The following is a 24,850-nucleotide window of genomic DNA, read 5'->3' on the forward strand; positions in this document are numbered from 1 at the left end:
TGCTACTTAAATGCGCCAGTGTAAGCACACCTATTTATAACTAATGTTTAATTAAGCCACACTTGAGAGGGTTGATTGTTGAGTGCTTATATAAGCCCAATTAACGCACTCTTGCGCTAAAATCGCGATGGTATCTAAGCATGTATCGGGTGAATTTAATACTTGTTCATTTAAAACTAGCGGTATTTCGGTGCAACCAAATAGTACTGTATCGGCACCGTGGGCTAGCATTAGCTCATAACTTTGTTTTAAAAGATTATGTCCTGAGGTTAAATCTCCTGACTTAACCGCCGTTATACCTTGCATTATAAATGTTTGCTGCTGCTCGTTAGGCTCAATAAATTTAATATTGTGCTTACTAAATGCCGTCTGATATATCCGCATATTGAGCGTGGCTGTGGTTGCTAATATCCCTATCTTACGTCTGCCCGTTGCCTTTGCGCGCTTAATAACGCTTTGTACAATACTAATGGTATGCACATCAGCATTTTGCGTTAGTGCGTTGTACCAATAATGCGCGGTATTACACGGTATAACAATGCAACTTACACCTAAGCTAGTAAGTTGGTTAAAACCCTTTTTAAGCTCAAAAAATGGATTTTCATCTTCTATACCCATTAAAAAATTTGTTCTGTCAGGAATTTGCGGGATATTCCTTATAAACATAGGTATGTGCTCTTGATCATTCTTAGCAGGTGATAACGCAATTACTTGATTCATAAATGAGGCGGTAGCCAAAGGCCCCATTCCTCCCAATATTCCTAGTGTTCTAAGCATTGTTATATTCCGATAAGTTGTTACTGTATGGGTTAAATTTATCGTGTTTTTTTTGTTTTGAATAATGCTATTATTTTACTGGCCATGCTTAAATTGCATATCTTGAGTGAGTATTATGAATATAGAGAGTAAATGGTTAGAAGATTTTTTGGCCTTATCTAATACAAAAAGCTTTTCGCAGGCCGCAAGGCTTAGGCATATAACGCAACCTGCTTTTAGTCGACGAATTAAAGCATTAGAAGAAGCCGTAGGTGCAGAGCTAATAGATAGAGAGAGCTTACCAATTACACTTACCTCAAGCGGTAAAATATTTCATATAACAGCGCGTAATCTAATAAACCAAATGAATAACTCAGTGAGTATGTTAGAAGAACTCTCCTCTGAAGAAACTCACTCAGTAAAGGTTGCTGCAGCGCACTCATTAGCTACGTTTTTAGCGCTAAAGCTGTCGAACTTTCATAGTAAAAGTGATCGCAAAGTAGTCCTCAATATAGAAGCCATTGATGTTGATAAAGCCACAGCTACGCTCGAACATGGCGCATGTGACCTACTTATTGCTTTTGATAACGAACGATTAAAGTTACCTCCGTTTAGTCATCAAAAAATAGGCAGTGCAGAGTTATTGCCGGTGAGTGCCTGCAATGCAAACGGTAAGGCAATATACAATTTAGAAAGTGATGGGTTTGTACCTCACTTAGCTTACAGTTTAGATTCTTATATGGGTAGGCAGTTAGAGCCGATAATATCGGGCTCTAAACTTAAAAAAGTATTTGTATCGTCGATGACAGAGCTTTTAAAAATACAGGCTTTAGAGGGTAATGGCATTGCTTGGTTACCAAACTATGTCATTACTAAAGAGCTAAAAGAGAAAAGTTTAGTTGTGGTTGGCCAAAAGCATCATTGCGTACCTATTACATATTATGCGTATCGGTACCATGCAGCGCTTCACCCTGGCGGCGAGAGCGTCTGGAATAAATTAAAAGAGCTAAATGTATAACGCAAAAAATTACTGTAAACCCCCATTACAGTAAAATGGGCATTATTAATTTAACGCGCTCACAGTAATATGAATCTGTATTTTAATTATATTCCTATTTTATTATGGATTTTTACTTCCATAATAATTGGGTGTTTTGTCCCTTTTTTAATTTGCTTAGATAGTGACGAATTATCCATATCATGCAGTGCTGCGGCTTTGGCAAATGAGCCTTGTTGCACTACATCTACAAATAACGTTAATTGATTACTTATCGATATATCACTGTCCTAAATCCCAGTAAGGTGTATCGCCATAATAGCCACTTGCAAAATCAACAAACGCACGTACTTTACTGGGTAAAAACTGTCTGTTTGCATACACCATGTAAAGCCCCATTGGCTCGGGTTCGTAGTCATTTAAAATGCGCACTACTTTACCTTGAGCCAGTGCTTCCCCTGCTATAAATGTTGGCTGCATAGCAATACCACCACCCGCAATGGCTGTATTTAGTAGCAAATCACCATTGTTAGCCACAAAGTTACTTTCAAGCTTTAGCTCGCTTTTTAACTCATTAACCCCAAATAATCGCTTTGTGGGTTCGCTGTGGGAATAGCGTAAATAATTATGTGACTGTAAATCTAAAAGCGTTTGTGGCGTGCCATGGCGTTCTAAATAGTCGGGTGATGCAAACACCGCTAGGTGTATAGGTGCAATTTTTTTAGCTATCAACGTTGAGTTTTTTAATACGCCAATGCGTAGAGCAATATCAATACCCTGCTCTACTATATCTACATATTGGTCGGTGAGCCGTAAATCTAACTTTAAATTTGGATACTGCTTTTGAAAATCAACCAGCAAACCTGCTAAATGCTTAGTACCAAACGACATAGGTGCACTAATACTAAGCACACCCGAGACATTCTCGCTTAAGTTATTTAGTGAGTTTTCCATGTTTTCAATATCAATAATCACCTGCTGACAACGCTGATAATATTGATTTCCAGCTTCTGTAACACTTACTTTTCGCGTTGTACGGTGTAATAAACGCGTGCGTAGATTATCTTCCAGCGCAGAAATATATTTGCTGACTAACTGCGGCGAAATATCGAGTTTATCGGCCGCTTTTGAAAACGATCCTTCTTGCACAACGGCTAAAAAGGTCTTCATGGTGGTGAGTTTATCCATCTTTAACAGTACTTTGTTGATAATGTATAAATAAGTGTCATATTTATCGTCAAATTAGAAACTTATATAGTGTTTATAACTTGTTTATTTGTTTAAGGTTTTAGTATGACTCAACTTGCTTTATTTATATCTCACGGCTCGCCAATGATGGCTGTTCAGCAATCGGCTACGTCAGATTTTCTTGCATCATTAGGTCAAACGGTGAGTAAACCACGTGCTATTGTGGTGTTTTCTGCCCACTTTGATGAAGCGCACGATATAGTTATTACATCCGGAGATGCGCCGCATACTATTCACGACTTTTATAACTTCCCCAAGCCCCTGTATGAAATTCAATACCCAGCACCAGGGGACCCTAAGCTTGCTAATACTATTAGTGAGTACTTTTACAAAGCGGGTATTAAAACGGTGCAAAATGCAGATCAAGGGTGGGATCATGGTGTGTGGATCCCGCTGCGCTTAATGTACCCAGCAGCTAATATTCCCATTGTTCAGGTGTCTATTAACACGCGTTTGGGCGCTCAGGCTATGTATAAATACGGGCAGTTACTTGCACCACTGCGCAGCGATAACGTATTAATTATTGGCTCCGGCGGGATTAGTCACAATCTACGTGAAATATTTAAAAGCCCTGCAACACCTAATCGTGTTCAAATGGTTGATGAGTTTACCTATTGGGTTGAGCAAAAATTAATAGCGCAAAACACCCAAGCGTTACTTAACTATTTAAATGAAGCACCCCATGCTTTATTTAATCACCCTACCCAGGAGCACTTTTTACCTCTTTTTGCAGCGCTAGGAAGTAGTGACGGTAAAGCCGAAAAAATACATGAAGACATCGAAATGGATGTTTTAGCGCTTGATGCGTATAAGTTTTATTAAATTGAGCGTTCGTTCAAAGTAAGTTAAGCTGTAAGCAAGTACTCTAAAACCAACTTAATTTATTGCGGAGCAAACATGGCAACTACACTTGCATTTGACGTATACGGTACGCTAATAAACACTCACGGCGTACTGTCCTTACTCGACGACATGATTGGCGATAACGCCCAAGCATTTTCAAATACATGGCGCGAAAAGCAATTAGAGTATTCATTTAGACGTGGATTAATGCAAAATTATATTCCTTTCTCGCTATGTACAAAACACGCACTCGATTACGCCTGCTTAGCGCACAAAACCGAGCTAAGTGAAGATCAAAAGGGGCAACTGCTAGAGCTTTATAAAACGCTTCCTGCGTTCGATGATGTAAAAGCAGGCCTTGAGCAATTAAAAGCGAAGGATTACCGTTTGTTTGCATTTTCAAACGGCGCTGCCGACGCAGTTCATACCTTATTAGAAACCGCTGGCATTAATGAGCTTTTTGAAGGGGTAGTAAGTGCCGACGACGTTAAAACCTTTAAACCAAACCCAGGGGTTTATAGCCACTTTTTACGCGAAACTAATTCAACAGGCGCAAACACGTGGCTTGTATCAAGTAATCCGTTTGATGTAACCGGTGCCATATCGCATGGTATGCGCGCGGCGTGGATTCAACGATCTAAAGAATCTATTTTCGATCCGTGGGAAATACAGCCAAATACTATCGCAACCGACTTACTTGATTTAAAAGCAAAATTAGAAAGCGTTAATTAAGCCGTACTTTTATACCCAATTTACAGTTTTAGGTGTAAACCTAGCTGTAAATGGGGTCCACTTTTTAAATTTGTTAGCCACTTATAATATGACTGCTTTAACTTACCTCTCCTCACTTTTTAAATATCGCATTATTAAAAAACCTAATTAAATAGTATGCGCTTTAAATATTTGCATAACTCATTTTATATACATCGGTAGTTTTAAAAGTAATTCCTTATAACTAATTACTTTCCCTTAAGTACGATAATAACCCTATATTTAGTCCTTAATCATTATTGATAATGCAAATTATTACTATTAAGATCCTTGAACCCAAATAAGCACCAAGGAGCGAAATATGTCACGATTACAAACTGCACAGCTCAGCCCTATCCAAAACCAATCTTTATTTGAGCAAAATGGCCTACCGCCGCAATTTAATCTCGATCAGTTTATTAATTATCAAATAGCGTCGCTGCAGGGGCTTTCGGCTGTACAACAAGCCATGGCTAAAGCGCAAAAGCCGTTTTCTGGTGTGTCGGTTAATACGCTTGCCGCCACTGTTAATGATGTAGATTTAGCCAAACCTCTTGCTGATTTTCCTGCGGTATTAAACGAGCTTAAAAGTGTGTATTTAGATCACGCTGTATATTTTCATCACCCGCGTTATATGGCGCATTTAAATTGCCCTGTTACATACCCTGCGGTTGTGGCTGAGCACATAATTGGCGCAATTAATACCTCGGTAGATACCTGGGATCAAAGCGCTGGCGCGACCCTTATTGAACAAAAGCTAATTGATTGGAGCTGTGAAAAAGCAAAGCTACCTAGCACTGCTGATGGCGTTTTTACTAGCGGTGGTACACAATCGAACTTAATGGCAATGCTTGTTGCACGCGAAGTAGCTGTAAGCCGTTATGCACCAAATCACGAAGTAAAACTGCAAGGTTTGCCGGATGTAGCCTCGCGATTTCGTATTTATTGCTCTGAGGTGGCGCATTTTAGTATTCAAAAGGCAGCGGCATTACTGGGCTTAGGTTATAACGCGGTAGTGCCCGTGGCTACAAACAATAAAATGCAAATGGATATGGACGCACTTAACCACGCAATTGCGGATTCTAAAGCTAAGGGCGATTTACCTATCGCTGTGGTAATTACCGCAGGTACAACCGATTTCGGCTCAATTGACCCTATTGAAGAGATAGCAAAACTTGCTAAAAAAGAGCAGCTTTGGTGCCATGTTGATGGCGCATACGGCGGCGGGTTACTAGTAAGCGAGCATCACCGAAGTGCTTTAAACGGCATAGAACAAGTAGATTCAATTACCATTGATTACCATAAATCATTTATGCAGCCGGTTAGCTGCAGTGCTTTTTTATTAAGTGACAAACACCACTTTAGCCATATTACCCTTTACGCCGACTATCTAAACCCATTAGCTGAGGCCGGCAATGGCACGCCAAATTTAGTTGATAAAAGCTTACAAACCACACGCCGTTTTGATGCCTTAAAACTTTGGTTAACACTGCGTACTATGGGCGAGGCGCCACTTGGCCGAGCGTTTGATAAAGTAATTGGGCTTGCTCGTCAAACCCACATTGTGCTTAACGACCACCCTGATTTTGAAGTTATAAATTACCCAGAGCTTAGCGCGCTAGTATTTCGCTTTGCGCCAGAAGAGCTAAAACATAATCCCGATTTACTCGATATCCTAAACCTGCACGTACGCCAAACATTTTTAAATACCGGTGAAGCCATGATTGCGCGCACCAAAATTAACGGCCGTCACTACCTTAAATTTACGTTACTCAATGCGCAGTGCCAATTGAGCGATGTGCGCGCCGTGCTTGAACAAATTAGCACTATTGCGTGGCAAACGTATAAGGAGCAAAAATAATGAGTAACCAACCTTATGATTTTATAGCCATTGGCCTTGGCCCGTTTAATTTATCGTTAGCGTGTTTAAGTGAACCATTAGAGGGCGTTAAAAGCTTATTTTTAGAGCAACGTAGCCAATTTGATTGGCACCCAGGAATGATGCTAGAAGGTGTTACTTTGCAAACGCCGTTTATGTCTGACTTGGTGACCCTTGCAGATCCTACTAGCCAGTACAGTTTTTTAAATTATGCCAAGCTTAATAATCGCTTATACCCATTTTATATTCGCGAGAGCTTTTTTTTACTGCGTAAAGAATACAACCTATATTGCCAGTGGGTGTGCTCGCAGCTTAGTAACGTAAGCTTTAAGCAAAGTGTAACTAAGGTTGAATTTTGCCAGCAAACTCAGTGCTATACCCTTACCTGTAAAACCCCAAGTGGTGAGCAACAATACCTTACGCGCCACTTAGTGCTTGGCACTGGCCCTGCCCCATATATTCCTGATTGTGCAGTGCAATGTAATTCTAATAACGTAATGCACAGTAGCGACTTTTGCCACCGCCTTGATGAGCTAAAAACTGCTAAACGGGTTACGGTTGTGGGAGCTGGGCAAAGTGCTGCTGAAATTTATCACACCTTATTACAACAAGCTGTGCCACAAGGTTTGCAACTAGATTGGATTGCGCGACCGCCGCGTTATTTTCCGCTGGAATACACTAAACTCACCCTTGAGATGACCTCTCCTGAGTATGTTGATTACTTTTATAATTTAAAAACTGAGCAACGAGATTGGCTTAACAAAAATCAAAAAAACCTATTTAAAGGCATTAATGGCGATTTAATTAATGACATTTTTGACACCCTTTACGCGCAAAGCCTAGATGGGCCTATTTCTACCACATTTAAAACTAACAGTAAGCTTACTAATACACGTAAAAGTGCTGGGCGCTTAGTAACTGAGTTTTATCATCAAGAGCTAAATGAAGCCTTTGAAATAAAAACCGATTACTTAATTTGTGCCACGGGCTTTAAATACAAGCGCCCCGCTTTTTTAAACCCTATTGCGCAGCAGCTCCCAGAAGATGAACAAGGCCGCTATTTAGTTAGCCGCGAGTATGCGGTAGATAGCGACCAAAAACGTATATTTGTACAAAATGCAGAGCAGCACACCCATGGCTTTGTAACCCCCGATTTAGGCATGGCGTGTTATCGCAACAGTATAATTTTGCGCGAAATACTCGGTTATGCGCCGTATCAGGTTGAGCAAAAAATTGCTTTTCAGTGTTTTGATTTAAGCGATGTAGAAACCCATTCACAGCAAAAGAGTAACGCCGCATGAGTTTACGTTTAGCGCTTATTTTGCTTACGGTTATTTCGGTAGTGTGCGACACCTTATTACTGCCGTTTTATCCGCAATTTTTTGCCAGCGAATTTTCTGTAAGTAATCCCACACTTATTGGGGTGTTTGTAGCTAACTGTTGTATTACCGTTATGCTCGCATTGCCCCTGTGGGCAAAGGTTGCCAAAAAATACCACGAGTTGGCTCTTTGGCTTGTAACGCAAGTGATTGCCGCCTGCTTTGGTTTGCTTTGCTATTTTGCAACTAACGTGTGGGAATTCTGGTTTTATTATCAGCTTATGTTGGTGCTTAAAGCCAGTTACCTGCTTATTTACCCGTTTGCACTGCGTTTAGAGCAGCAAAGTAAGCATCTTTCTATTATTGGCTTGTTTTCGGTACTTATGCACTTTGGTGCTATTGGCGGCGCGTTAGTGGGCGGGTACTTTTTTAGTATAAATGCACCGCGTTATGCATTGTTATTAAGTGCTGCGGGCGATGTAATACAAGTGCTGCTGTGTGCCTATTTAATGGTGAGCTTAAAGTTAGGTATTTATCAGCACGCGATTGAAAGCGAAAAACCGCGCACTCGTACGCCGTATTTTATTTGGCAATTTTGCTTTATAAGCGTGGTGGTTTATTTTAGCGCCTTTTTAATTAGGCCGTTTTTTACTACCCACTGGCAAGGTATGAGCGCACAAAGCAGTGCGTTTGTAAGCGCGCTTGTGTACGCCATACCTGCTTTTTCAGCCCTACTTATGCTGTTGTTTAACCACTTTAGGCAGCACTTACCTCTTCCTACGCTTAGCCGCACCAGTACGTTTTCGTGCGCGCTTATTTTTGGCGCTATTGGGCTTTATTTACAGGCGCAAGAGTCGGTGTGGTTAGTTGTCAGCTCTCGCGTTTTATACGGTATAGCGCTATTTCAGGTCATGGTTTTATTAGAAGTGATGTTATTTGCTAAAAGCGAGCCTGCTCACTACGGCAGTGATTTTGCCAAAGTGCATGTTGCGCAAAATATTGGCGTTATTTTAGCGTCGTTATTAGTGGGTATGAGTGTGGAATATTTTAATACCACCGTGCCTTTTTACTTTGCTGCCATTGGCTTTGCAAGCCTTGGCGCTATTTTGCTATGGCGCGTTAAATTTGTTAGCCAAGCTGCACACACAGCCACTTAATAATTAAAAAGATTTAGGAGTTTTTATGTATTTTTCATCTTTTGTAACCACGTTACAACACACCGGTAATGTGACTATGCGGTTACTACAGCAAAGCGATATGCCCATAATTTGCCAGTGGCTTGCTCTGCCTTACGCGCATTTTTGGGGTATGAGTAAACACACACCCGAGCAAATGTGCAGCGCCTACCAAGATATAATTAACAACCCGCACCATCATGCGTATGTTATTGAGCAAAATAATGAGCTGCTTGCCTTAGTTGAGCTTTACAGCCCAAAGCACGACAAACTACTCGCAGCTGCCTATGAGGTACTGCCAAACGATACCGGCATGCATATTTTACTTGCCCCAAATACACAGCCTAAACGCCATTTTAGTTTTGAAATAATGCAGTGCGTATTGCACAGTATTTTTACTCATAATGCCGATGCACGCGTAGTAGTAGAGCCCGATATTGCCAATAGTAAAATTCATACCTTAAATAAGCGTTTAGGCTTTGTGCATACTAAGCAAATAACCCTTGGTGATAAAAACTCCTACCTTGGGTTTTGTAATAAAGCTGCGTTTGAAACGCACGTTAATTTACATCACAAAGCGCAAACGCCAATAAACACCGACTATATAAAGTTTGACCACTGGCAATGGGCAAACAGGCACTTACAAAGTAAAGCCATTAGCGAACTGGTACACGAGCGCTTATTGGTTGCAGAGCAAACCCCACAAGGTTTTAAAGTAAATATTGAAGGGGGTTATTTTATATTTAATGGCCGTGCTATGGCGCTTAATCATATAGATATAGACGAGCCAAGCTTATGCTTTTATAACCTTAATAATGAGCAAGCAGAGCTTGATGTACTGCACTTTTTTAGCGTGCAAGGCCCTGCGCTGGGTTTAACTGGCGAGCGTTTAGCCACTTACCTTGAAGAGCTTAACGCCACACTTGCGAGTGCCTGTTATAAACGCGAAAACAACACCCTTAACGCAGCCGAACTAGCGCAATTAGGGCTACAACAAATAGAGGCCGCAATGAGCGAAGGCCACCCTGCGTTTGTGGCTAATAATGGCCGTATTGGTTTTAGCAAAACCGACTTTTTACGCTATGCGCCAGAGGTAGGTAAACCGTTTAAAGTATTGTGGTTAGCGGCGCATAAAACAGTATGTGATTTTGCTTATAGTGAATACTTTAGTGACTACCCAAGCCATATTAGTGGTGAGCTTGATTTAACTACCCGTGATACGTTTAACAAAGCGCTAAAAACGCAAAACCTAAACCCCGACGACTACCTATTTATGCCTGCCCACCCGTGGCAATACCAACATAAATTAAGTGTGGTGTTTGCCAACGAGTTTGCCAATAACCGCTTAGTTTACTTAGGTGAAGGCGACGATTTATATCAAGCACAACAATCTATTCGCACCTTATATAACTGCTCACACCCGCATAAGCCGTATTTAAAAGTGGCGCTGTCTATTTTAAATATGGGTTTTATGCGTGGGCTTTCGCGCGCTTATATGGCGGTAACCCCGGCTATAAATGATTGGGTATTTAATAAAGTAAACCACGACCCAACACTTAGCGCGTGTAACTTTACAGCACTAAGAGAGTACGCCACTTTAGGGTATGCGCATCACACCTTTGAGCAAAGTGCACTCGGTGATACGCCGTATCGTAAAATGTTTGCCTGTTTATGGCGCGAAAACCCAAACCATAACTTACAAAATAATGAGCAGCTCTCCACCATGGCCGCATTGCTGCACCTAGATAACAACGGTAAAAGTATGGCAGGTGCATTAATAGATCAAAGTGGTTTAAGCACACATGCTTGGCTACAACACTATTTTAACGCCTATCTTATTCCTTTAGTGCATTGTTTTTATGCCCATAAATTAGTGTTTATGCCGCACGGCGAAAACCTCATTTTAAAGCTTAAAAATTCAGTACCCGTAGGCGCTTACATGAAAGACATAGGTGAAGAAGTGGCGCTGCTTAATAGCACTGAACCTTTACCTGATGAGGTTTCGCGTATTCATATTGCTATGCCAAAAGAGCTTGAATTACTGAGCATATTTACCGATGTATTCGACTGCTTTTTTAGATACCTAGTCGCTATTTTAGTAAGAGAAGCGCGCATTACCGAGCACGATTTTTGGCAAGGCGTTGCGCAAAGTGTTAAAGCGTATCAACAAGCCAACCCTGCCTTAAATGAGCGTTTTAAAGAGTATGACTTTTTTAGTGATGAATTTGCACACTCTTGCTTAAACCGCTTACAGCTTGGCAATAATAAGCAAATGGTTGATTTAACCGACCCCGCAGGCAGCTTACAGTTTGCAGGGAATTTAAATAACCCGGTATCGGCAAAGTTGTATGGCTAAGCCAGTAACCCTTGCGCACTTTTTATTTTGCCCAAGTGAGCCAGCTACTGCGGCTCACCCAAGCTTAGATTTAGTGCGCAAATTAGCGATTCATTGCAAGGCGCATTACCCACATGCGCCTGGGCAATTTATTAGCCGGCATTTGTATTTGCAGCTTTGTTGGCAAACTATTTATGCCTATTGTTATTGGCATACTTCTAAACAAAATGCACATAACCCCATGCAATTACAGCTTAAAATTAATGGCGCTTATAGCCGAGGGTTTAACCTCAGCGGTGCGCCTATATTAAGTAAAGCCGAGCAAAACATTGCACTTATTGAGTTTTTTAGCTGTGTAGGTAAGTGGATAAATACCGATTATTCGCTGGGTAAAAAAGAGCAAGGACGCTTATTAATCGACACCCTTAACAGCGCATTTGAGCGCGCTCATAGCTTAAATTTAGCAAGTGCTGAGCACATTACACATTGCCATCAACAGCTACATAACTTAATCAGTAATCACTTTAATTTAAACACCCCATTTAAATTAACGCCTAAGCGCTTAACGTGCTGTCGTTATTTTTTAGCAGGTTATAACAAATGCCAAACCTGCCCAAAAAAGGATATTAAAACCAATGAACACACGTCTTAAAACGATTGACCTTGCCCGAGGTGCGAGCGTTTTTATTATGATTTTAGTCCACACGTTATGGATGTACTCAAGCACAGCGCTTCAAAGTGAAAGCCTATTTGGTGCTGTTATTCATATACTTGGCAAAGGCACCGCCTCGTTTTTAGTGGCAATGGGGCTGTCTATGGCGCTTTCGCGCAGGCAAACCCCAATGTTATTAATTAAGCGTGGTATACAGCTTTTACTCCTTGCGTATTTAATGAATGCGGCAAAATTTTGGCTACCCATTGAGGTGTTTAATACCATGCCCGAGGCGTTTATAAATGCCTATGGCTGGCAAAGCCCATTGAGTGCTGGGCAGTTACAATTTATGGTGTTAACTGGTGATATTTTACAACTTGCAGGGGTGAGTTTAGTGCTGTTTGGTGCGCTTAATATTGCCCGCTGGAAAACCACATGGATTGCATGTTTAGCTGTGGCTATTGCACTTGTAAGCCAGTTTGTAAGGGGGCAACAGTTTGCGCTTTCGCGGTATATTAGTGACTTGTTTTTTGCTAATAACTACCAAGTTTATTTTCCGGTATTTCCGTGGATAAGCGCTATATTAACGGGTTACGTGCTTGGTCGTTTGTATATAAATAGCCAGCATAATGCAGCATACTTATTTAGTGTATGCGCAAAGTTAGGTGCTGCATTATTAATTATAGGTACAGCGTGGCTTATTACTGATTTTAAGGGACAGTTTGGCAGTTTTTTCCATTTAAATGGCGGCGGTATTATTTATTTAATTGGCTTAAATTTATGCGCGTTAGCGGCCATAGAGTATGTACTTGCTAATAAATTCAACGGCCCTATTACACGGGCTCTTTTGTATGCGAGCAAACATGTTACCGCTTTGTATGTTATTCAGTGGGTGCTTATTTGCTGGTTTATGGGAGTGTTTGGTTATCATACGCAGTCGCTTGTGCCAACGCTGTGCCTAATGGCGCTTATGAGTTTACTCACTTTTGCAGTACACAAAATGTATTTGCAAACTAAGCTAACCTTACTTGGTTTTAAGCAAAAACCTAAACGTGCAGCTTAAACTGTAAAGGGGCTTTACGGGCGCAGTTACACGCGCCCTAGCCTGCCTTTATTGCTTCAATTACTGTATTCATGCGCTTTGCCATTGGCCTATTTCGGTGATGGCACACATAAATATTTTCGCTAATCGGATTAGCTAAGTGGTGCGTTTTAATAAGCGCAGGTTTATTAAATGCGCTAACGGCATGCGCAGGTAAAACCGTAAAACCTAGCCCTAAACTTACCGGCTCCAGTATTAAACTTATCTGGTTAGAAAACCCCGTGCGCTTAAATTGATCAACATGCTCAAACTCGCTGTAGTTTTCGCTAAGTAATAGCTGGGCGTGGTGTTTTGCATCGGGGTGGCCAATAAAGCCAAGCTCACATAAGACCTCCCACGTTGGGTTTTTAATATGTGCGGGGGTGACAAGTAATAAGGCTTCTTTACCAATTTTGTGGCTGGTAACTTCGCTAAGCGTCGGAGCTTGAGTTAAAAAACCTATGTCGGCACTGTGGTTTGCCACAGCTTGCTCTACACTTGTATTGGGTGCAAAGCGATAATCAATATTAAGCTCGGTATGCTTTGCCTGCAGCGCTAATAATTGGCTATAAAATTGTAGCCCACAACTACCAGGCGATTGTATTTTTACCAAGCCGCTGTAAGGCGAATCATCTTTTAATTGTTGTTCTAAAAATTGCCATTCCTTTAATAACAAGCTGCCTTGTTGATACAAGTTTTGCCCATGTACGGTAAGGGTAAATTGTTTGCCGTGGCGCTCTAATAGCGCGCAGTTTACTTGCTGCTCAAGCTTTTTAATATGCTGGCTTACGCCAGATTGGGTCATAAAAAGGCGTTCGGCGGTTTGGGTAAAGTGATTTACCTCAACCAACGTACAAAACGTGTTTAACCATGCAGGGTTTATCATTACAAAACATACTCAAAATGATGATTAATGATAATTTTACTTAATATTGTTCAGTTCGTAAACTAACTCCATCAACTAGCCACAAGATAAGTCACAAGTTAAAGAGGAAGCATTATGAGTCATACATATCCACGTAGTTTTTCGCACATTGGTATTTCGGTTCCCGACGTTGAAAAAGCAGTCGAGTTTTACACTAAGGTTATGGGTTGGTACACAATAATGGAACCGACTTTAATTACCGAAGACAAAAGCCCAATTGGCGAAATGTGTACAGAAGTATTTGGCGAAAAGTGGGAAAAATTCAAAATAGCGCACCTATCTACAGGGGATCGTATTGGTGTCGAAATTTTCGAATTTAAAAACCAAGAAAACCCAAAAGACAATTTTGAATATTGGAAAACAGGCATCTTTCATTTTTGTGTTCAAGACCCTGATGTAGAAGGTTTAGCTGAGCGTATTGTAGAAGCTGGCGGTAAAAAACGTATGGAAGCCCCTCGTTATTACTACCCGGGTGAAAAGCCGTACCGCATGATCTACATGGAAGACCCGTTTGGTAACATCCTTGAGATTTACAGCCACAGCTACGAGCTTATTTACAGCGCAGGGGCTTACTAAAAGCACTTAGCCTAAAGCATTTTGCTAAAAGCAAAGGCCGCAGTATTTATTACTGCGGCCTTTTTGTTTTAGATAGGCGTGTAGATCATTATTTAAGCTAATTTAAGGGGGTATAAAAATCAATCTCTTCATTTGTTTGATTATAGGTACATACACTGATAGCTTACTAATTACACAAAGTTGTACTGAAGGAAAAATATGAAGCTGTCATTGGAAGATATCACCGCCGATAACTACGAAGCCATATGCGATTTAGAGGTTGCTAAAACACAAGAAGAATACCTAGCGTGTAATATGTGGTCGTTAGTTGAGGCGCACTACAATAGCGGGTATACCTGTAAAGCTATTTACCTAAATGGTGTACCATTAGGCTTTTTTATGTGGGTACAAGAAACCCCAACAAAGGTTTCTATTTGGCGCTTTATGGTTGATCAAACTCATCAAAATAAAGGCATTGGGCGCAAAGCACTAGGCATGGCAATTGAGCAAATAAAAACTACTCCAGGCCTTTGCGAAATTGAAATATGCTATAACCCGAGTAACCCAATAGCCAAAGATTTTTATACAAGCTTTGGGTTCAAGGAAGTGGGCCTCGATGAGGATGACGACGATATGTTAGCGGTTATTAAAATTAGTAGTTAACTCATTCATAAGTAGGCCGTTAATTTTAAGGAATAATAGTTGTAAGATTAAATTTTCCAGCCGTTTATGTGCCAGTGCAGGTCAGATAAGCGAAGCGCCACCCGACACAGTAAAGTACCTTGCCAATTATTATCAGTATTTTATGTTGTCGAGTGGCTGGAGAGTGCCAATTGCAGCCATTCCGGTATAACTCGTTTCTGCCCCTTTCTGCGTTAGTTTGATTACTCGGTGGCAGATCGAGCCACTGACATCGAAGTACTTTTCCTCATGGGTGGCGATTGAGGGGCTGTGCTCGGAATCTCCCATAGATACGCAAATTGCACTTCAGATATTGCGATCCCAAAAAACGCATAACGATGCGTTTTTTGGTGTGTAGGTGTTGGGTTATAATTGATACTTAGCCTGCCATCTCATAACACGCGCTTTGTCACGATTTTCATAGGCCTGAATCGCTGGTAATAGTTCTAAGTTGAACTCTCTTTCGTTGTCATTAGCTATCGCCGTGAGAAGCATTGTGTACCAGGCTGTAATTCCCCCCTGAGGTGGTGACTTAAACTTTGGAAAGCGAGGAGTAACACCTTCTCCATCTATCCATTCATTTGGCAAATCGGGTCTGAGTATCAATGCTCGTCCAAGACCAATGGAGTCCGCTGCATTTATAGATAAGGCATCTATTACCTGCTCCCGTTTTTTAAAACCGCCAGTCACTACTAAAGGAATACTTGTTAAGCTTTTAGCCTTTATTGCAAAGTCAATGAAGTACGGGCCGCTTGAAGCACTGTCAGAGCTGGATTTTGCTCCAGGAAAATAAGAACCGCCGCTTATCTCAATCAAGTCGATAGACGTTTTATTAAGGATGCGAATAACTTCTAGAGCGTCGTCTTGAGATAATCCTCCTTCTAGTTGATCAGAAGAGTTCATCTTGATGCCAATAGGAAAAGTCCCCCCCACCGCATCTCGGACTTTCTCTATTATCTCTATAACGATTCTGCTACGTGCTTGTATTAAGCCGCCATATTGGTCTTTGCGGTGATTGAATAGCGGAGACAGAAATTGGCTAAGCAGAAAACCATGACCTGCATGTATCTGAACACCTGTGAACCCTGTTTTTTTAGCAATCTTCGCAGCTCTGGCATACACATCTGGCAATAAAGATACTTCTTTCTCTGACATACCTGCACATTCAAATTCACTTATCTTAAGAGGTGATGGACCTTTGGGCTGGCTAAGTAGTTTGTAAGCCAGTCCTCCTGCATGACCTAACTGAGGCCATATGTGGGCATCATTAATCGATGCGCGGGAGGTTAACATTTGTAAATCTTTTAGGTTGGATTGATTAGTTAATACCAGGTTTCCTGGTTTTTCAGGGAACCTGGGATCTACCTGCACTTCACCAATGACGGATAACCCAATACCACCCTCTGCCCATCGTTCATAGAGTCGAGACTGAGCTTCAGTAGGGTTCCCTTCACCGTCAGCGAGTGAGTCAGACATTGCTGACTTTATTAGACGGTTTTTGATGACTGCGCCACAAGGGAGCTCTAAAGGAGGATCAAGTAAGTTCGCGGTGTGTAATGGCTGGGTCATATCTACCTCTCGGGGCACCAATACTTATGTACGGTGTTAATTAATAACGGTAGAGACATTGTCCCCGATTTTTACTAAACTAAAAAGATAGCAATAGTTCAAACACTTTTAAATATTATTTAATAATGAATACATCAGATCTCAATCTATTCATACGAATAGTGGAAACAGGCAGCATAACGGAAACCGCAAAACAACTGAGTGTCACTCCTGCGGCAGTCAGCTCTGCGCTTAAAAGACTGGAAAAAAAGTTGGATATACAGCTACTTATCAGAACCACAAGGCAATTAAGGATCACACCTCAAGGCGAACAATTTCTGTTTCATTGTCGCCAGGCATTAGCCAGTTTGGAGCAAGGTCGTATAGCTGCACATCAGACACAAGGTAAGGTGAGTGGTAAGCTAAGGTTGTCCGTTTCATCTGACTTAGGGCGCAATACTCTTTTACACTGGGTAGAAGAGTTACTGGATGAACACCCTTTATTGTCGATTGACCTTACGGTTGGCGATTCAATTTCAGATTTTTTTCTCGACCAAGTTGATATGGCACTTCGTTATGGGAAGCTAGAAGACTCATCGATGGTTTCATTTCATATCGCCACCGTGAGCAGGATCACCTGCGCCTCTCCATCCTATATATCTAAACATGGTGAGCTAACGCATCCTAACAGCTTAAAGGAGCATAATTGCTTATTGCACCGTCGAGCTGGTCGTTTATTGAACAGCTGGGAATACGCTGGTCATTCTGGCTCATACAAAGTCAAAGTGGATAGCAATCGAGTCAGCAATGATACTGACATTGTTCGTAAATGGGCTGTTAGTGGTAAAGGGATAGTGTATCGCTCCCAGATAGATGTCCATTCAGAACTTCGGAGTGGGCAACTTGTACGGCTTTTACCAGGCTTTGAATCACCACCTGTTGAGTTAAATCTAATCTGTCCAAGCAGAGAGCAGGTTAGCCCCGCTGTTATTGCTTTTCGGGAACTGCTCAGGAAGAAAGTGGCACAAATCGTTTCGTGATGGTGTTTCGTGGATTAATATACAGTATTGCAGCAAAAAATAATTCACTCCCAAAATCGACCATGCTCGAAACTGTCCAGTTCCGCGCAAACCGACCACCGCTGACAACGGTGGTCTTTGACGTTTTGAGATACGAGAAGTTATCTGAAAGCGGGGTTCTAGGTTATTTACTCTGACGAGCTTTTGTCCAAAAATGAGTCTGATCGACCGTCTGCTTCTCGCTCATAACTGCCTATCAATTGCACTCTACAATGTCTTATTTGATCTTCTTTGCTTATTTATTTTTTACTGTTTTTGGCTGGCTTAATAGGTTTTATAAATATATGATATTGATAATTATTTGCATTAAAAGGTTTTGAAGGTGTGTATGAAAAAGTCTATCTTAACTCTGGCGTTAGTTACGGGTTTGAGTGGTTGTAGCACAACAACTGTGCCGCCTGATAAAAGCTCATCGCTTTATTACGCTGCGCTTTATAATGCACAAGCAAAGCCTGTTAGCTCTGTATTATTAGAGCCCAAGCTATTAAATGCCGATGTGGTTTTAGTAGGTGAATGGCATACGCACCCGGGTGTGCATTTATTTCAGGCTGAGTTATTTGAGCAATTAAGCAAAAGTAATAAACGCACTGCCCTGTCGCTTGAACAATTTAGCCGCGCCGATCAGCTTACTTTAAACCAGTATGTTAAAGGTGAAATTGGTGAGCAATACTTAATTGATAACACCCAAGCGTGGCCTAACTACAAAAGTGATTACCGTGCGCTGGTAGAGCTGGCAAAAACGAACAATAGCGATGTAATCGCTGCAAATGCTCCTAAAAATATTGTTACGTGTATTGGCAGGCAAGGCATAAGTTACCTAAATGAACTTGATGAAACACAGCAGAGCTATATTGCAGCCGCTATTGATACCTCCCCCAGTGATTATAGACAACGTTTTATGACCTCAATGCATCACGGCTCGCCAAGTCAAAATGAAAACTATTATGCTGCGCAAGTTACCTGGGATGAAACCATGGGGGAGTCTATCGTTAACTATTTAAATAATCATAAAGATGCGCAAGTAATGCATATAGCGGGCGATTTTCATGTAAAAAATGGCGAAGGTATAGCGCGCGTTATTAAGCGTTTAGCGCCAGAGCTAAATGTTGTGTGGATATCGCCGGTAACGAATGTGCAAGCTAATCAAAGTGGGTATCAGTTGCAGGTTAACCCTTTGCCAACCCGTTATGTACAAAAAGAACATCAGCAAGCCGCTTTTAAAGCGTTAGGCAAGCGAGGCGAGCAAACAGCTTGCTTATAAAATAACGACATAGTTAGTGAATCTCTTAACCAGGGCGCAGGTTAACTATGTCGTCATGTATTTAGTTTAGTTATTTCGGGCTTGGTTGGTTAGCTCAACCAGCGCTTTACGTACCTCTAACGGGCTGTTGCACTGGGTTTTAAAATTAATAAAGTAATTACGCTTTTGGCTTTGTATATAAAAACCAGTGGGTAATAGGCCGCTCATTATAGGGGTGTTATCGGCTACGCCGTAGTGCTGCATTAATATGAGCGACATAGCATCTTGGTGATCTTCATTCATATGGTTAATCATGCTTTGCTGTTGGCTTTCATCCCAGTTTTTTGCCTCGCCCTGCCACTCGATTTGTTCAAGCCAAAATATTTTGCCAAAGCCGCCAATGTAACGCACTCGCACTACGTCTAATTGCCATAATTGAAAGTCGTGCGCGTTGCGATAGCTAGCGGCTTCGGGGTATAGGGAAATATAGTTATCAAGTAAAGTGTGTGCTTGCTCACTTGGCACAATAGAGCCATCGCCTACAAGCGTTACGCGGCCGTGCTCGTTTTGATCGCCACTGTCGGTGGCATCAAACACAGTTAGGCTCATACGTGAGTCGTGCTTTAGATTTTTAGTGTGCTGGGCTATATCGCTAATAAAAAAGTAAACGCGGCCTTGTTCGTCGCACATATAGGGGGTTACTGAGCCAAACGGGTAACCGCGTAAATTATTAGAAATGGTCGACATGACACCAGCATTGGTTTTGTAAACCAATGTGCGTGCATCGTTTAACGCTTGCTCTCTCATAAAAACTCCTGACGTTGAGAAAAAACCATGGGTGCATCGTTATAAGGATGAGGGTTTACGTGCAGTTTCATGGCGTACATTTGTTGTAAGTTTTGTTCAGTTAATACGGTGTTTATAGGCCCACTTTGCAGCACTTTTTTGTTGTGCAGTAAAATAGCATCGGTTGCATAAAGGCTGGCTAAATTTAGGTCGTGTATTGCAATAATGGCGCTGTTACCCTGCCCTACAAACGCTTTAACGCAGCTGAGCAAAGCATGTTGATGGCGCATATCAAGTGCTGATGTAGGCTCGTCGAGCAGCATTAGTTTTGGCTCGGCCGATTGTGTAAAGGCGTTTAGTTGCGCCAAAGTGCGCGCCATATGCACACGTTGTTGCTCTCCGCCCGAAAGCGCACTTACGCGGCGAGTTAAATAATGGCTTAAATCCATAATAGCGGCGTATTTATTTACTTTTTCGCTTTGCATTTTTAATGACTCTACATACGGGTAGCGGCCCATTGCAATAAGCTCAAATACAGTAAAATCAAACCCTACGTGGTTTGCTTGCATCATCACTGCACGCTGTGTGGCTAGGCGTTTTTTAGCATGAGCGGCCAGCGGCTTAGCATTAAAAAGTACACTGCCTGTAAAGGAGTGCATACCTGCTAAGGTATGCAGCAAGGTAGATTTACCTGCGCCATTTTCACCAAGTAGTGCTACAAGTTGCCCTTGTTTAGCGCTGCCATTAATAGCGTTTAAAACGCTGTGATTATCAAAGCCAACGCTTAGATTGTTAAACGTGATCATGACCAACCTCGCTTATTTTTCACTATTAAATAAATAAACAATGGCGCACCCAATAATGCAGTAATAATTCCAATGGGTAGCTCTGATGGCATTATGGCAATGCGTGCTAGCCAGTCAGAAAGTAGCAATACCACTACGCCAATTAGCATACAAAGCGGCAGCATATTACGTAAATGCGGCCCCACCATTAAGCGGGCAATATGCGGGACTACTAAACCAACAAACCCTATTAAGCCGGTAAGTGCCACAACCGCCCCTACTCCTAGTGCAACAAGTATAATTACATATAGTTTGAGCTTGTTGGTGTCTACCCCTAGGTACTGAGCTTGTGACTCGCCAATAAGGAGTAAGTTCATGGGCTCTTTTAACCGCCACAGGCCAATTAGGCTGATAAACAGTAACGGCGCAGCTTGAATAATCGTGCTCCAGCTTGCTCCGCCTAATGAGCCCATGGTCCAGTAATTTATTAATCGTAGCGCGCTATCGTCGGCAAAAAAGCTCAGTAGCCCAATAACCGCAAATGCTAACGCGTTAATAGCCACCCCCACTAATATAAGTGTGGTGATATTAATTTGCCCTTGCTGCTTGGCAATAAAATATACCAGCGAGGTAACACCAAGCGCCCCTAAAAACGACGCATAAGGTAAATACAACTGCGCGTTAAAATTAAACTGCGCGCTAAGTGCTATAAACGCCACAGCAACCATAGCCGCACCCGCACTAATGCCAATAATAGATGGATCGGCCAATGGGTTGCGGCACAGCGCTTGCGTTGACGCGCCTGTTTGGGCAAGCACCAACCCTACAAGCACTGCAAGCACAAAGCGTGGCAAACGTATTTGCATTACGACATTTATTTGCAGCGCATCAAACTGATTAAAGCGCTCGGGTGCAAGCCAAGCAATGGCTAAACGCCAATCCCACCCTGCTGGCCCATACCCTATGCTAAGTAGCGCCAAAGCAAAAATACACACAGAGGCTAATAGCATCCATTTATGGGTTTGGCTAAGTGTTACAGGGTTAAAACGGCTCAATATTAGGGTGTTCATAAGCGGGTTTTATACTCGTTAAGCTCATTAATTGCTGTGGCTATACGCGGCGACATGCCAAGCGAAAGTAGGCTATCTATTACAAGTAAGTTACAGGTTTGCGCCGCTTTTAATAAGTGTAGTGTAGGTTGCTCACAAAAAGCCTGCTTACCGCCAAGGCTTTGTACAACATGGGCTGGGGCTACTAAAAAGTCGGGCTGATTTACAGCCAGTACTTCACTATTTATTGCTTTAAAGCCTGAATGCGTAGCGCCTATATTGGTAATGCCTGCATAGCTAAATAATAAATTAGGGACGGTTTCTTGCCCGGCGGCAACAAGCCCGCGCTCATTAGCTGAGAGTAAAAATAGCGCGCTGTGTGTTTGCGCTTTTGCTTTATCAGGTAACGATTTTGTAATGTGTGTAATAAGTGTTTGTGCTTTTTGCTTGGCGTTTAAATGGTCACCTAAGCGTTTTATTAGCTCAAGTAGCTCGTTAACTGAGGTCGGCTTTTTATAATGAATGAGCTTAACCCCTGTTGCCTCAATTTGCTTAAGTGCTTGGCTTCGCCCTGCGCCTTCAAGCGCTAACAAGGTGGTTGGACGCATTGAAAGTACGCCTTCTGCAGCTAAATCGCGATAATAGCCCACTTGCGGTAATTGCGTGGCTTGGTGCGGGTACATGCTCGATTGATCAACAGCTACAAGGGTATTTTGTTTGCCCAGCGCATAAATTATTTCTGTAAGGGTGCCGCCAGCACTAATAACACGCTCCTGTGCAAGTGCAGGTTGAGCGACTAAAGCAAACAATATAAATAGGTATTTCATTACAAACTCCGGCTTTTATTTTTTGGCTATTATAACTAGTTAAATCTAAATGAAAATGATTATCATAATTAATTGATCTTAATTTGACTTAGTTGTAACATCTTCGCCATAAATAATAACTATTATCATTTGGAGTTAAAATGAACCCCTCTGCATTTAAATTTACTGCTATAGCAACCTTATTACTCGGATCGGGCACTGCATTTGCCGAAAACATAATTGACGATCATATTGTTGTGAGTGGCTCGCGGTTTGAGCAAAAGCTTAAAGATGTAACAGGCTCAGTAACGGTTATTACCGAGCAAGATATAGAGCGCCAGCTAGCTGTAGATTTACAAACCATGTTTAAGTACGACCCAAGCATTGCAACCACAGGCAGTGGTGCAGGCGCGCAAACACTTACTGTACGTGGTGTTGGTGGTAACCGTGTTATATTTATAAAAGATGGCCGACGCACCAACGATGGTTATGCAGGCGGAGGGGGCTATTTAGTTGGCCGCAATTACTTTGATGTAGCAGGCGTAAAACAAGTAGAAGTAGCCAAAGGTGCTGCATCGTCTTTATATGGCTCTGACGCACTCGGTGGCATTGTGGTTATAACCACTAAAGATCCAAGCGATTATTTAAAAGATAACAGCAGCTATGTAAAAATGGCACTAGGGTATCAAGGTCAAAGTAACCAAATTGCCGCTGACATTACCGCTGCAAAAGACTTAGGCGACTTTGCAGTAAGCGCAGTTTATAGCCATCGCGACAGCGAAGAAGTTCAAAATTACGACGAAAACTTACCCGGTTATGATGCAAAGTCGGACGCTTTATTAGTTAAATTTGAGCAACAGCTTGATGAAAAACGCACACTTAAATACACCCTTGATTACTTTAATCAAACAACTGAGCAAGTAATTACTCCTGCCGTTCAAGAAACCGAGGAAGACGACACTAGTTGGTCACTGGCGCTGGATTATCATTCAGAAGTAGCTACAGCTGCGTTTGATAAATGGTACGGGCAAGTGTCTTACAGTAGTTACGAGCAACAAAGCGATGCAATTAGTGGCGCAAGCACCTACACCGATTATAACGACTATCGTTTTGAGCAAAATATTTTAGGTTTAAAAGCAGTATTTAATAAAGGCCTTAAAGGAGAAACCACCGATCACGAAGTGGTATACGGGATTGATATCGATTTATACGACACCACCCGCCCACGTTTTAAAACGCGTACTTTAGCTGATGGCACCGTTGATTTTACCGATCAAAAACAAAAAGCATTCCCGGGGGCTGATACCTCTTTAATTGGCGCTTATGTACAAGACAGTATCTCGTTTAATAACAGCGCGTGGTCGGTTATTGCAGGTGTGCGATACGATTACTACACCCTAGAGGCTAAAAGTGATGAGTTATACGCCGATGCACAGCTTGATGATATTACCGAATCTGCCTTTTCGCCTAAGCTAGGTGTTATATACCAAGTGGATGATAACTTATCGTTGTACGGGCAATACGTACGAGGCTTTAAAATACCACCACACGACCAAGCCTATCAAAGCCACGGCGTTGAGCCGTTTTATCAAATATTACCAAACGCCGATTTAGACCCAGAAAGCAGCGACTCATTTGAGCTTGGGCTAAGATACGCAAGCAGCGATATTAGCGTAAATTTAAGTGCTTTTTATGCAGCATACGGTGACTTTATTGAAACCGCCGTAGTGGGTGTTGAGCCAACGTACATTCCTAATGTAAACAAAACGCTGTATCAGTACCAAAATATTAGCGAAACACAAATAAGCGGTGTAGAAGCCGGAATTGCCATGTATGTCGCTGAAAATATACTACTTGAGGCAAACGTAGCCTATGTTGATGGTGAAAACAAAGAAACCGATCAGCCACTTACCAGTATTAGCCCGTTAAATGGCTCAATATTGTTAAGTACAGAGCTGGGTAATATTAACTGGACCGCTGCGTTGCGTTTAGCTAAATCGCAATCGGATGTAGTACTTGATGCAAACGATGATAAAACTACGCAAGGGCATGGCTACGGCGTTGTTGATTTATACGCATACTACGAATGGCAAGCGTGGCAGCTAAATGTAGGTGTACTTAACTTGCTCGATAAAGAATATGTACCTTTTGAGTTGATTGCAGGTCAATCGCAAAGTGCTGATTTTAGCCAATACACCCAACCTGGGCGTAACTTTTCAGCAAGGGTAAGCTATCAGTTTTAATTAGCTCCTAGAAAATTAAATAGCAACAAACGCTGCATGAAGCTGCAGCGTTTGTTGAGTTTATTTTTATGATGACACCCAACCTAATTTTTTATTTATTGATTCCTAGATTCTAATT

The 24,850-nt window shown here is 41.8% G+C and carries 23 protein-coding genes; 14 read left to right on the top strand and 9 right to left on the bottom strand.

Annotated elements, in window-relative coordinates; genetic code table 11:
• Positions 1 to 51: 51 nt before the first annotated feature.
• Positions 52 to 777: an aspartate/glutamate racemase family protein gene (locus tag H5092_RS05470; protein WP_182733049.1), complete on the bottom strand. Its 726-nt coding sequence runs from the start codon at positions 775 to 777 to the stop codon at positions 52 to 54.
• A gap of 115 nt (positions 778 to 892) precedes the next feature.
• Between H5092_RS05470 and H5092_RS05475 the strand changes: the two genes are divergently transcribed.
• On the top strand, positions 893 to 1,774 hold the full coding sequence (locus H5092_RS05475) for a LysR family transcriptional regulator (RefSeq protein WP_182733050.1): 882 nt from the start codon (positions 893 to 895) through the stop codon (positions 1,772 to 1,774).
• An 86-nt stretch (positions 1,775 to 1,860) separates the two neighbouring features.
• Here the strand turns inward: H5092_RS05475 and H5092_RS20620 are convergent, their stop codons facing one another.
• A complete protein-coding gene (locus H5092_RS20620; protein ID WP_310736006.1) occupies positions 1,861 to 2,034 on the bottom strand; it encodes a LysR family transcriptional regulator in 174 nt (57 codons plus the stop codon).
• 1 nt (position 2,035) lies between these two features.
• Positions 2,036 to 2,941 carry a LysR family transcriptional regulator gene (locus tag H5092_RS05485; protein WP_182694855.1) on the bottom strand — a complete coding sequence of 302 codons (906 nt, stop codon included), beginning with the start codon at positions 2,939 to 2,941 and terminating at the stop codon, positions 2,036 to 2,038.
• A 105-nt stretch (positions 2,942 to 3,046) separates the two neighbouring features.
• On the opposite strand from H5092_RS05485, the gene H5092_RS05490 reads away from it, so the two are divergent.
• From H5092_RS05490 to H5092_RS05525, 8 genes are all read left to right on the top strand, one after another.
• Positions 3,047 to 3,823: a class III extradiol ring-cleavage dioxygenase gene (locus H5092_RS05490; protein WP_182733051.1), complete on the top strand. Its 777-nt coding sequence runs from the start codon at positions 3,047 to 3,049 to the stop codon at positions 3,821 to 3,823.
• Positions 3,824 to 3,898: 75 nt separating this feature from the next.
• Complete coding sequence (locus tag H5092_RS05495; RefSeq protein ID WP_182733052.1) at positions 3,899 to 4,576, top strand: haloacid dehalogenase type II; 678 nt, start codon at positions 3,899 to 3,901, stop codon at positions 4,574 to 4,576.
• Positions 4,577 to 4,916: 340 nt separating this feature from the next.
• Positions 4,917 to 6,455 carry an aspartate aminotransferase family protein gene (locus tag H5092_RS05500; protein ID WP_182733053.1) on the top strand — a complete coding sequence of 513 codons (1,539 nt, stop codon included), beginning with the start codon at positions 4,917 to 4,919 and terminating at the stop codon, positions 6,453 to 6,455.
• On the top strand, positions 6,455 to 7,774 hold the full coding sequence (locus tag H5092_RS05505; RefSeq protein WP_182733054.1) for a lysine N(6)-hydroxylase/L-ornithine N(5)-oxygenase family protein: 1,320 nt from the start codon (positions 6,455 to 6,457) through the stop codon (positions 7,772 to 7,774). Before H5092_RS05500 ends, H5092_RS05505 begins: the two co-directional genes overlap by 1 nt.
• On the top strand, positions 7,771 to 8,949 hold the full coding sequence (locus H5092_RS05510) for an MFS transporter (protein WP_182733055.1): 1,179 nt from the start codon (positions 7,771 to 7,773) through the stop codon (positions 8,947 to 8,949). The genes H5092_RS05505 and H5092_RS05510 overlap by 4 nt, the downstream gene beginning before the upstream one ends.
• A 25-nt stretch (positions 8,950 to 8,974) precedes the next feature.
• Positions 8,975 to 11,323 (top strand): GNAT family N-acetyltransferase, encoded by a 2,349-nt coding sequence (locus tag H5092_RS05515; protein WP_182733056.1) that lies wholly within the window; start codon positions 8,975 to 8,977, stop codon positions 11,321 to 11,323.
• The gene (locus H5092_RS05520; RefSeq protein ID WP_182733057.1) at positions 11,316 to 11,954 is read left to right on the top strand and encodes a hypothetical protein; all 639 of its coding nucleotides are present in this window, start codon (positions 11,316 to 11,318) and stop codon (positions 11,952 to 11,954) included. Before H5092_RS05515 ends, H5092_RS05520 begins: the two co-directional genes overlap by 8 nt.
• Entirely contained in the window at positions 11,938 to 13,017 is a 1,080-nt protein-coding gene (locus H5092_RS05525; RefSeq protein WP_182733058.1) for a heparan-alpha-glucosaminide N-acetyltransferase domain-containing protein, read from the top strand. The genes H5092_RS05520 and H5092_RS05525 overlap by 17 nt, the downstream gene beginning before the upstream one ends.
• 37 nt (positions 13,018 to 13,054) lie before the next feature.
• Here H5092_RS05525 and H5092_RS05530 read toward each other — a convergent pair whose 3' ends face one another.
• A complete protein-coding gene (locus H5092_RS05530; protein ID WP_182733059.1) occupies positions 13,055 to 13,921 on the bottom strand; it encodes a LysR family transcriptional regulator in 867 nt (288 codons plus the stop codon).
• Between the two features lie 114 nt (positions 13,922 to 14,035).
• On the opposite strand from H5092_RS05530, the gene H5092_RS05535 reads away from it, so the two are divergent.
• Both H5092_RS05535 and H5092_RS05540 read left to right on the top strand, forming a co-directional pair.
• Positions 14,036 to 14,536 (top strand): lactoylglutathione lyase family protein, encoded by a 501-nt coding sequence (locus tag H5092_RS05535; RefSeq protein ID WP_002959229.1) that lies wholly within the window; start codon positions 14,036 to 14,038, stop codon positions 14,534 to 14,536.
• Between the two features lie 198 nt (positions 14,537 to 14,734).
• Positions 14,735 to 15,178, top strand: a complete 444-nt coding sequence (locus H5092_RS05540) for a GNAT family N-acetyltransferase (protein ID WP_182733060.1) — start codon at positions 14,735 to 14,737, stop codon at positions 15,176 to 15,178.
• A 384-nt stretch (positions 15,179 to 15,562) separates the two neighbouring features.
• Here the strand turns inward: H5092_RS05540 and H5092_RS05545 are convergent, their stop codons facing one another.
• Positions 15,563 to 16,765, bottom strand: coding sequence for an NADH:flavin oxidoreductase/NADH oxidase family protein (locus tag H5092_RS05545; protein WP_182733061.1), 1,203 nt, complete (start codon positions 16,763 to 16,765; stop codon positions 15,563 to 15,565).
• Between the two features lie 125 nt (positions 16,766 to 16,890).
• Between H5092_RS05545 and H5092_RS05550 the strand changes: the two genes are divergently transcribed.
• Positions 16,891 to 17,784 carry a LysR family transcriptional regulator gene (locus tag H5092_RS05550; RefSeq protein WP_182733062.1) on the top strand — a complete coding sequence of 298 codons (894 nt, stop codon included), beginning with the start codon at positions 16,891 to 16,893 and terminating at the stop codon, positions 17,782 to 17,784.
• A gap of 367 nt (positions 17,785 to 18,151) precedes the next feature.
• Positions 18,152 to 19,084, top strand: coding sequence for a ChaN family lipoprotein (locus H5092_RS05555; RefSeq protein WP_182733063.1), 933 nt, complete (start codon positions 18,152 to 18,154; stop codon positions 19,082 to 19,084).
• Positions 19,085 to 19,150: 66 nt separating this feature from the next.
• Here H5092_RS05555 and H5092_RS05560 read toward each other — a convergent pair whose 3' ends face one another.
• Genes H5092_RS05560 through H5092_RS05575 form a run of 4 tightly spaced genes read right to left on the bottom strand, consistent with a single transcriptional unit; the run spans position 19,151 to position 22,510 of the window.
• Positions 19,151 to 19,870 carry a HugZ family protein gene (locus H5092_RS05560; protein WP_182692940.1) on the bottom strand — a complete coding sequence of 240 codons (720 nt, stop codon included), beginning with the start codon at positions 19,868 to 19,870 and terminating at the stop codon, positions 19,151 to 19,153.
• Positions 19,867 to 20,655: a heme ABC transporter ATP-binding protein gene (locus H5092_RS05565; RefSeq protein WP_182711980.1), complete on the bottom strand. Its 789-nt coding sequence runs from the start codon at positions 20,653 to 20,655 to the stop codon at positions 19,867 to 19,869. Before H5092_RS05565 ends, H5092_RS05560 begins: the two co-directional genes overlap by 4 nt.
• Positions 20,652 to 21,704, bottom strand: a complete 1,053-nt coding sequence (locus tag H5092_RS05570) for an iron ABC transporter permease (protein WP_182733064.1) — start codon at positions 21,702 to 21,704, stop codon at positions 20,652 to 20,654. Before H5092_RS05570 ends, H5092_RS05565 begins: the two co-directional genes overlap by 4 nt.
• A complete protein-coding gene (locus tag H5092_RS05575) occupies positions 21,701 to 22,510 on the bottom strand; it encodes a hemin ABC transporter substrate-binding protein (RefSeq protein WP_182733065.1) in 810 nt (269 codons plus the stop codon). Before H5092_RS05575 ends, H5092_RS05570 begins: the two co-directional genes overlap by 4 nt.
• A 140-nt stretch (positions 22,511 to 22,650) precedes the next feature.
• On the opposite strand from H5092_RS05575, the gene H5092_RS05580 reads away from it, so the two are divergent.
• Positions 22,651 to 24,732 carry a TonB-dependent hemoglobin/transferrin/lactoferrin family receptor gene (locus H5092_RS05580; protein ID WP_182733066.1) on the top strand — a complete coding sequence of 694 codons (2,082 nt, stop codon included), beginning with the start codon at positions 22,651 to 22,653 and terminating at the stop codon, positions 24,730 to 24,732.
• The last annotated feature ends 118 nt before the right edge of the window (positions 24,733 to 24,850 follow it).

The sequence above is a fragment of the Pseudoalteromonas sp. SR41-7 genome (genome assembly GCF_014163935.1).
In the GTDB taxonomy this organism is placed as follows: domain Bacteria; phylum Pseudomonadota; class Gammaproteobacteria; order Enterobacterales; family Alteromonadaceae; genus Pseudoalteromonas; species Pseudoalteromonas distincta.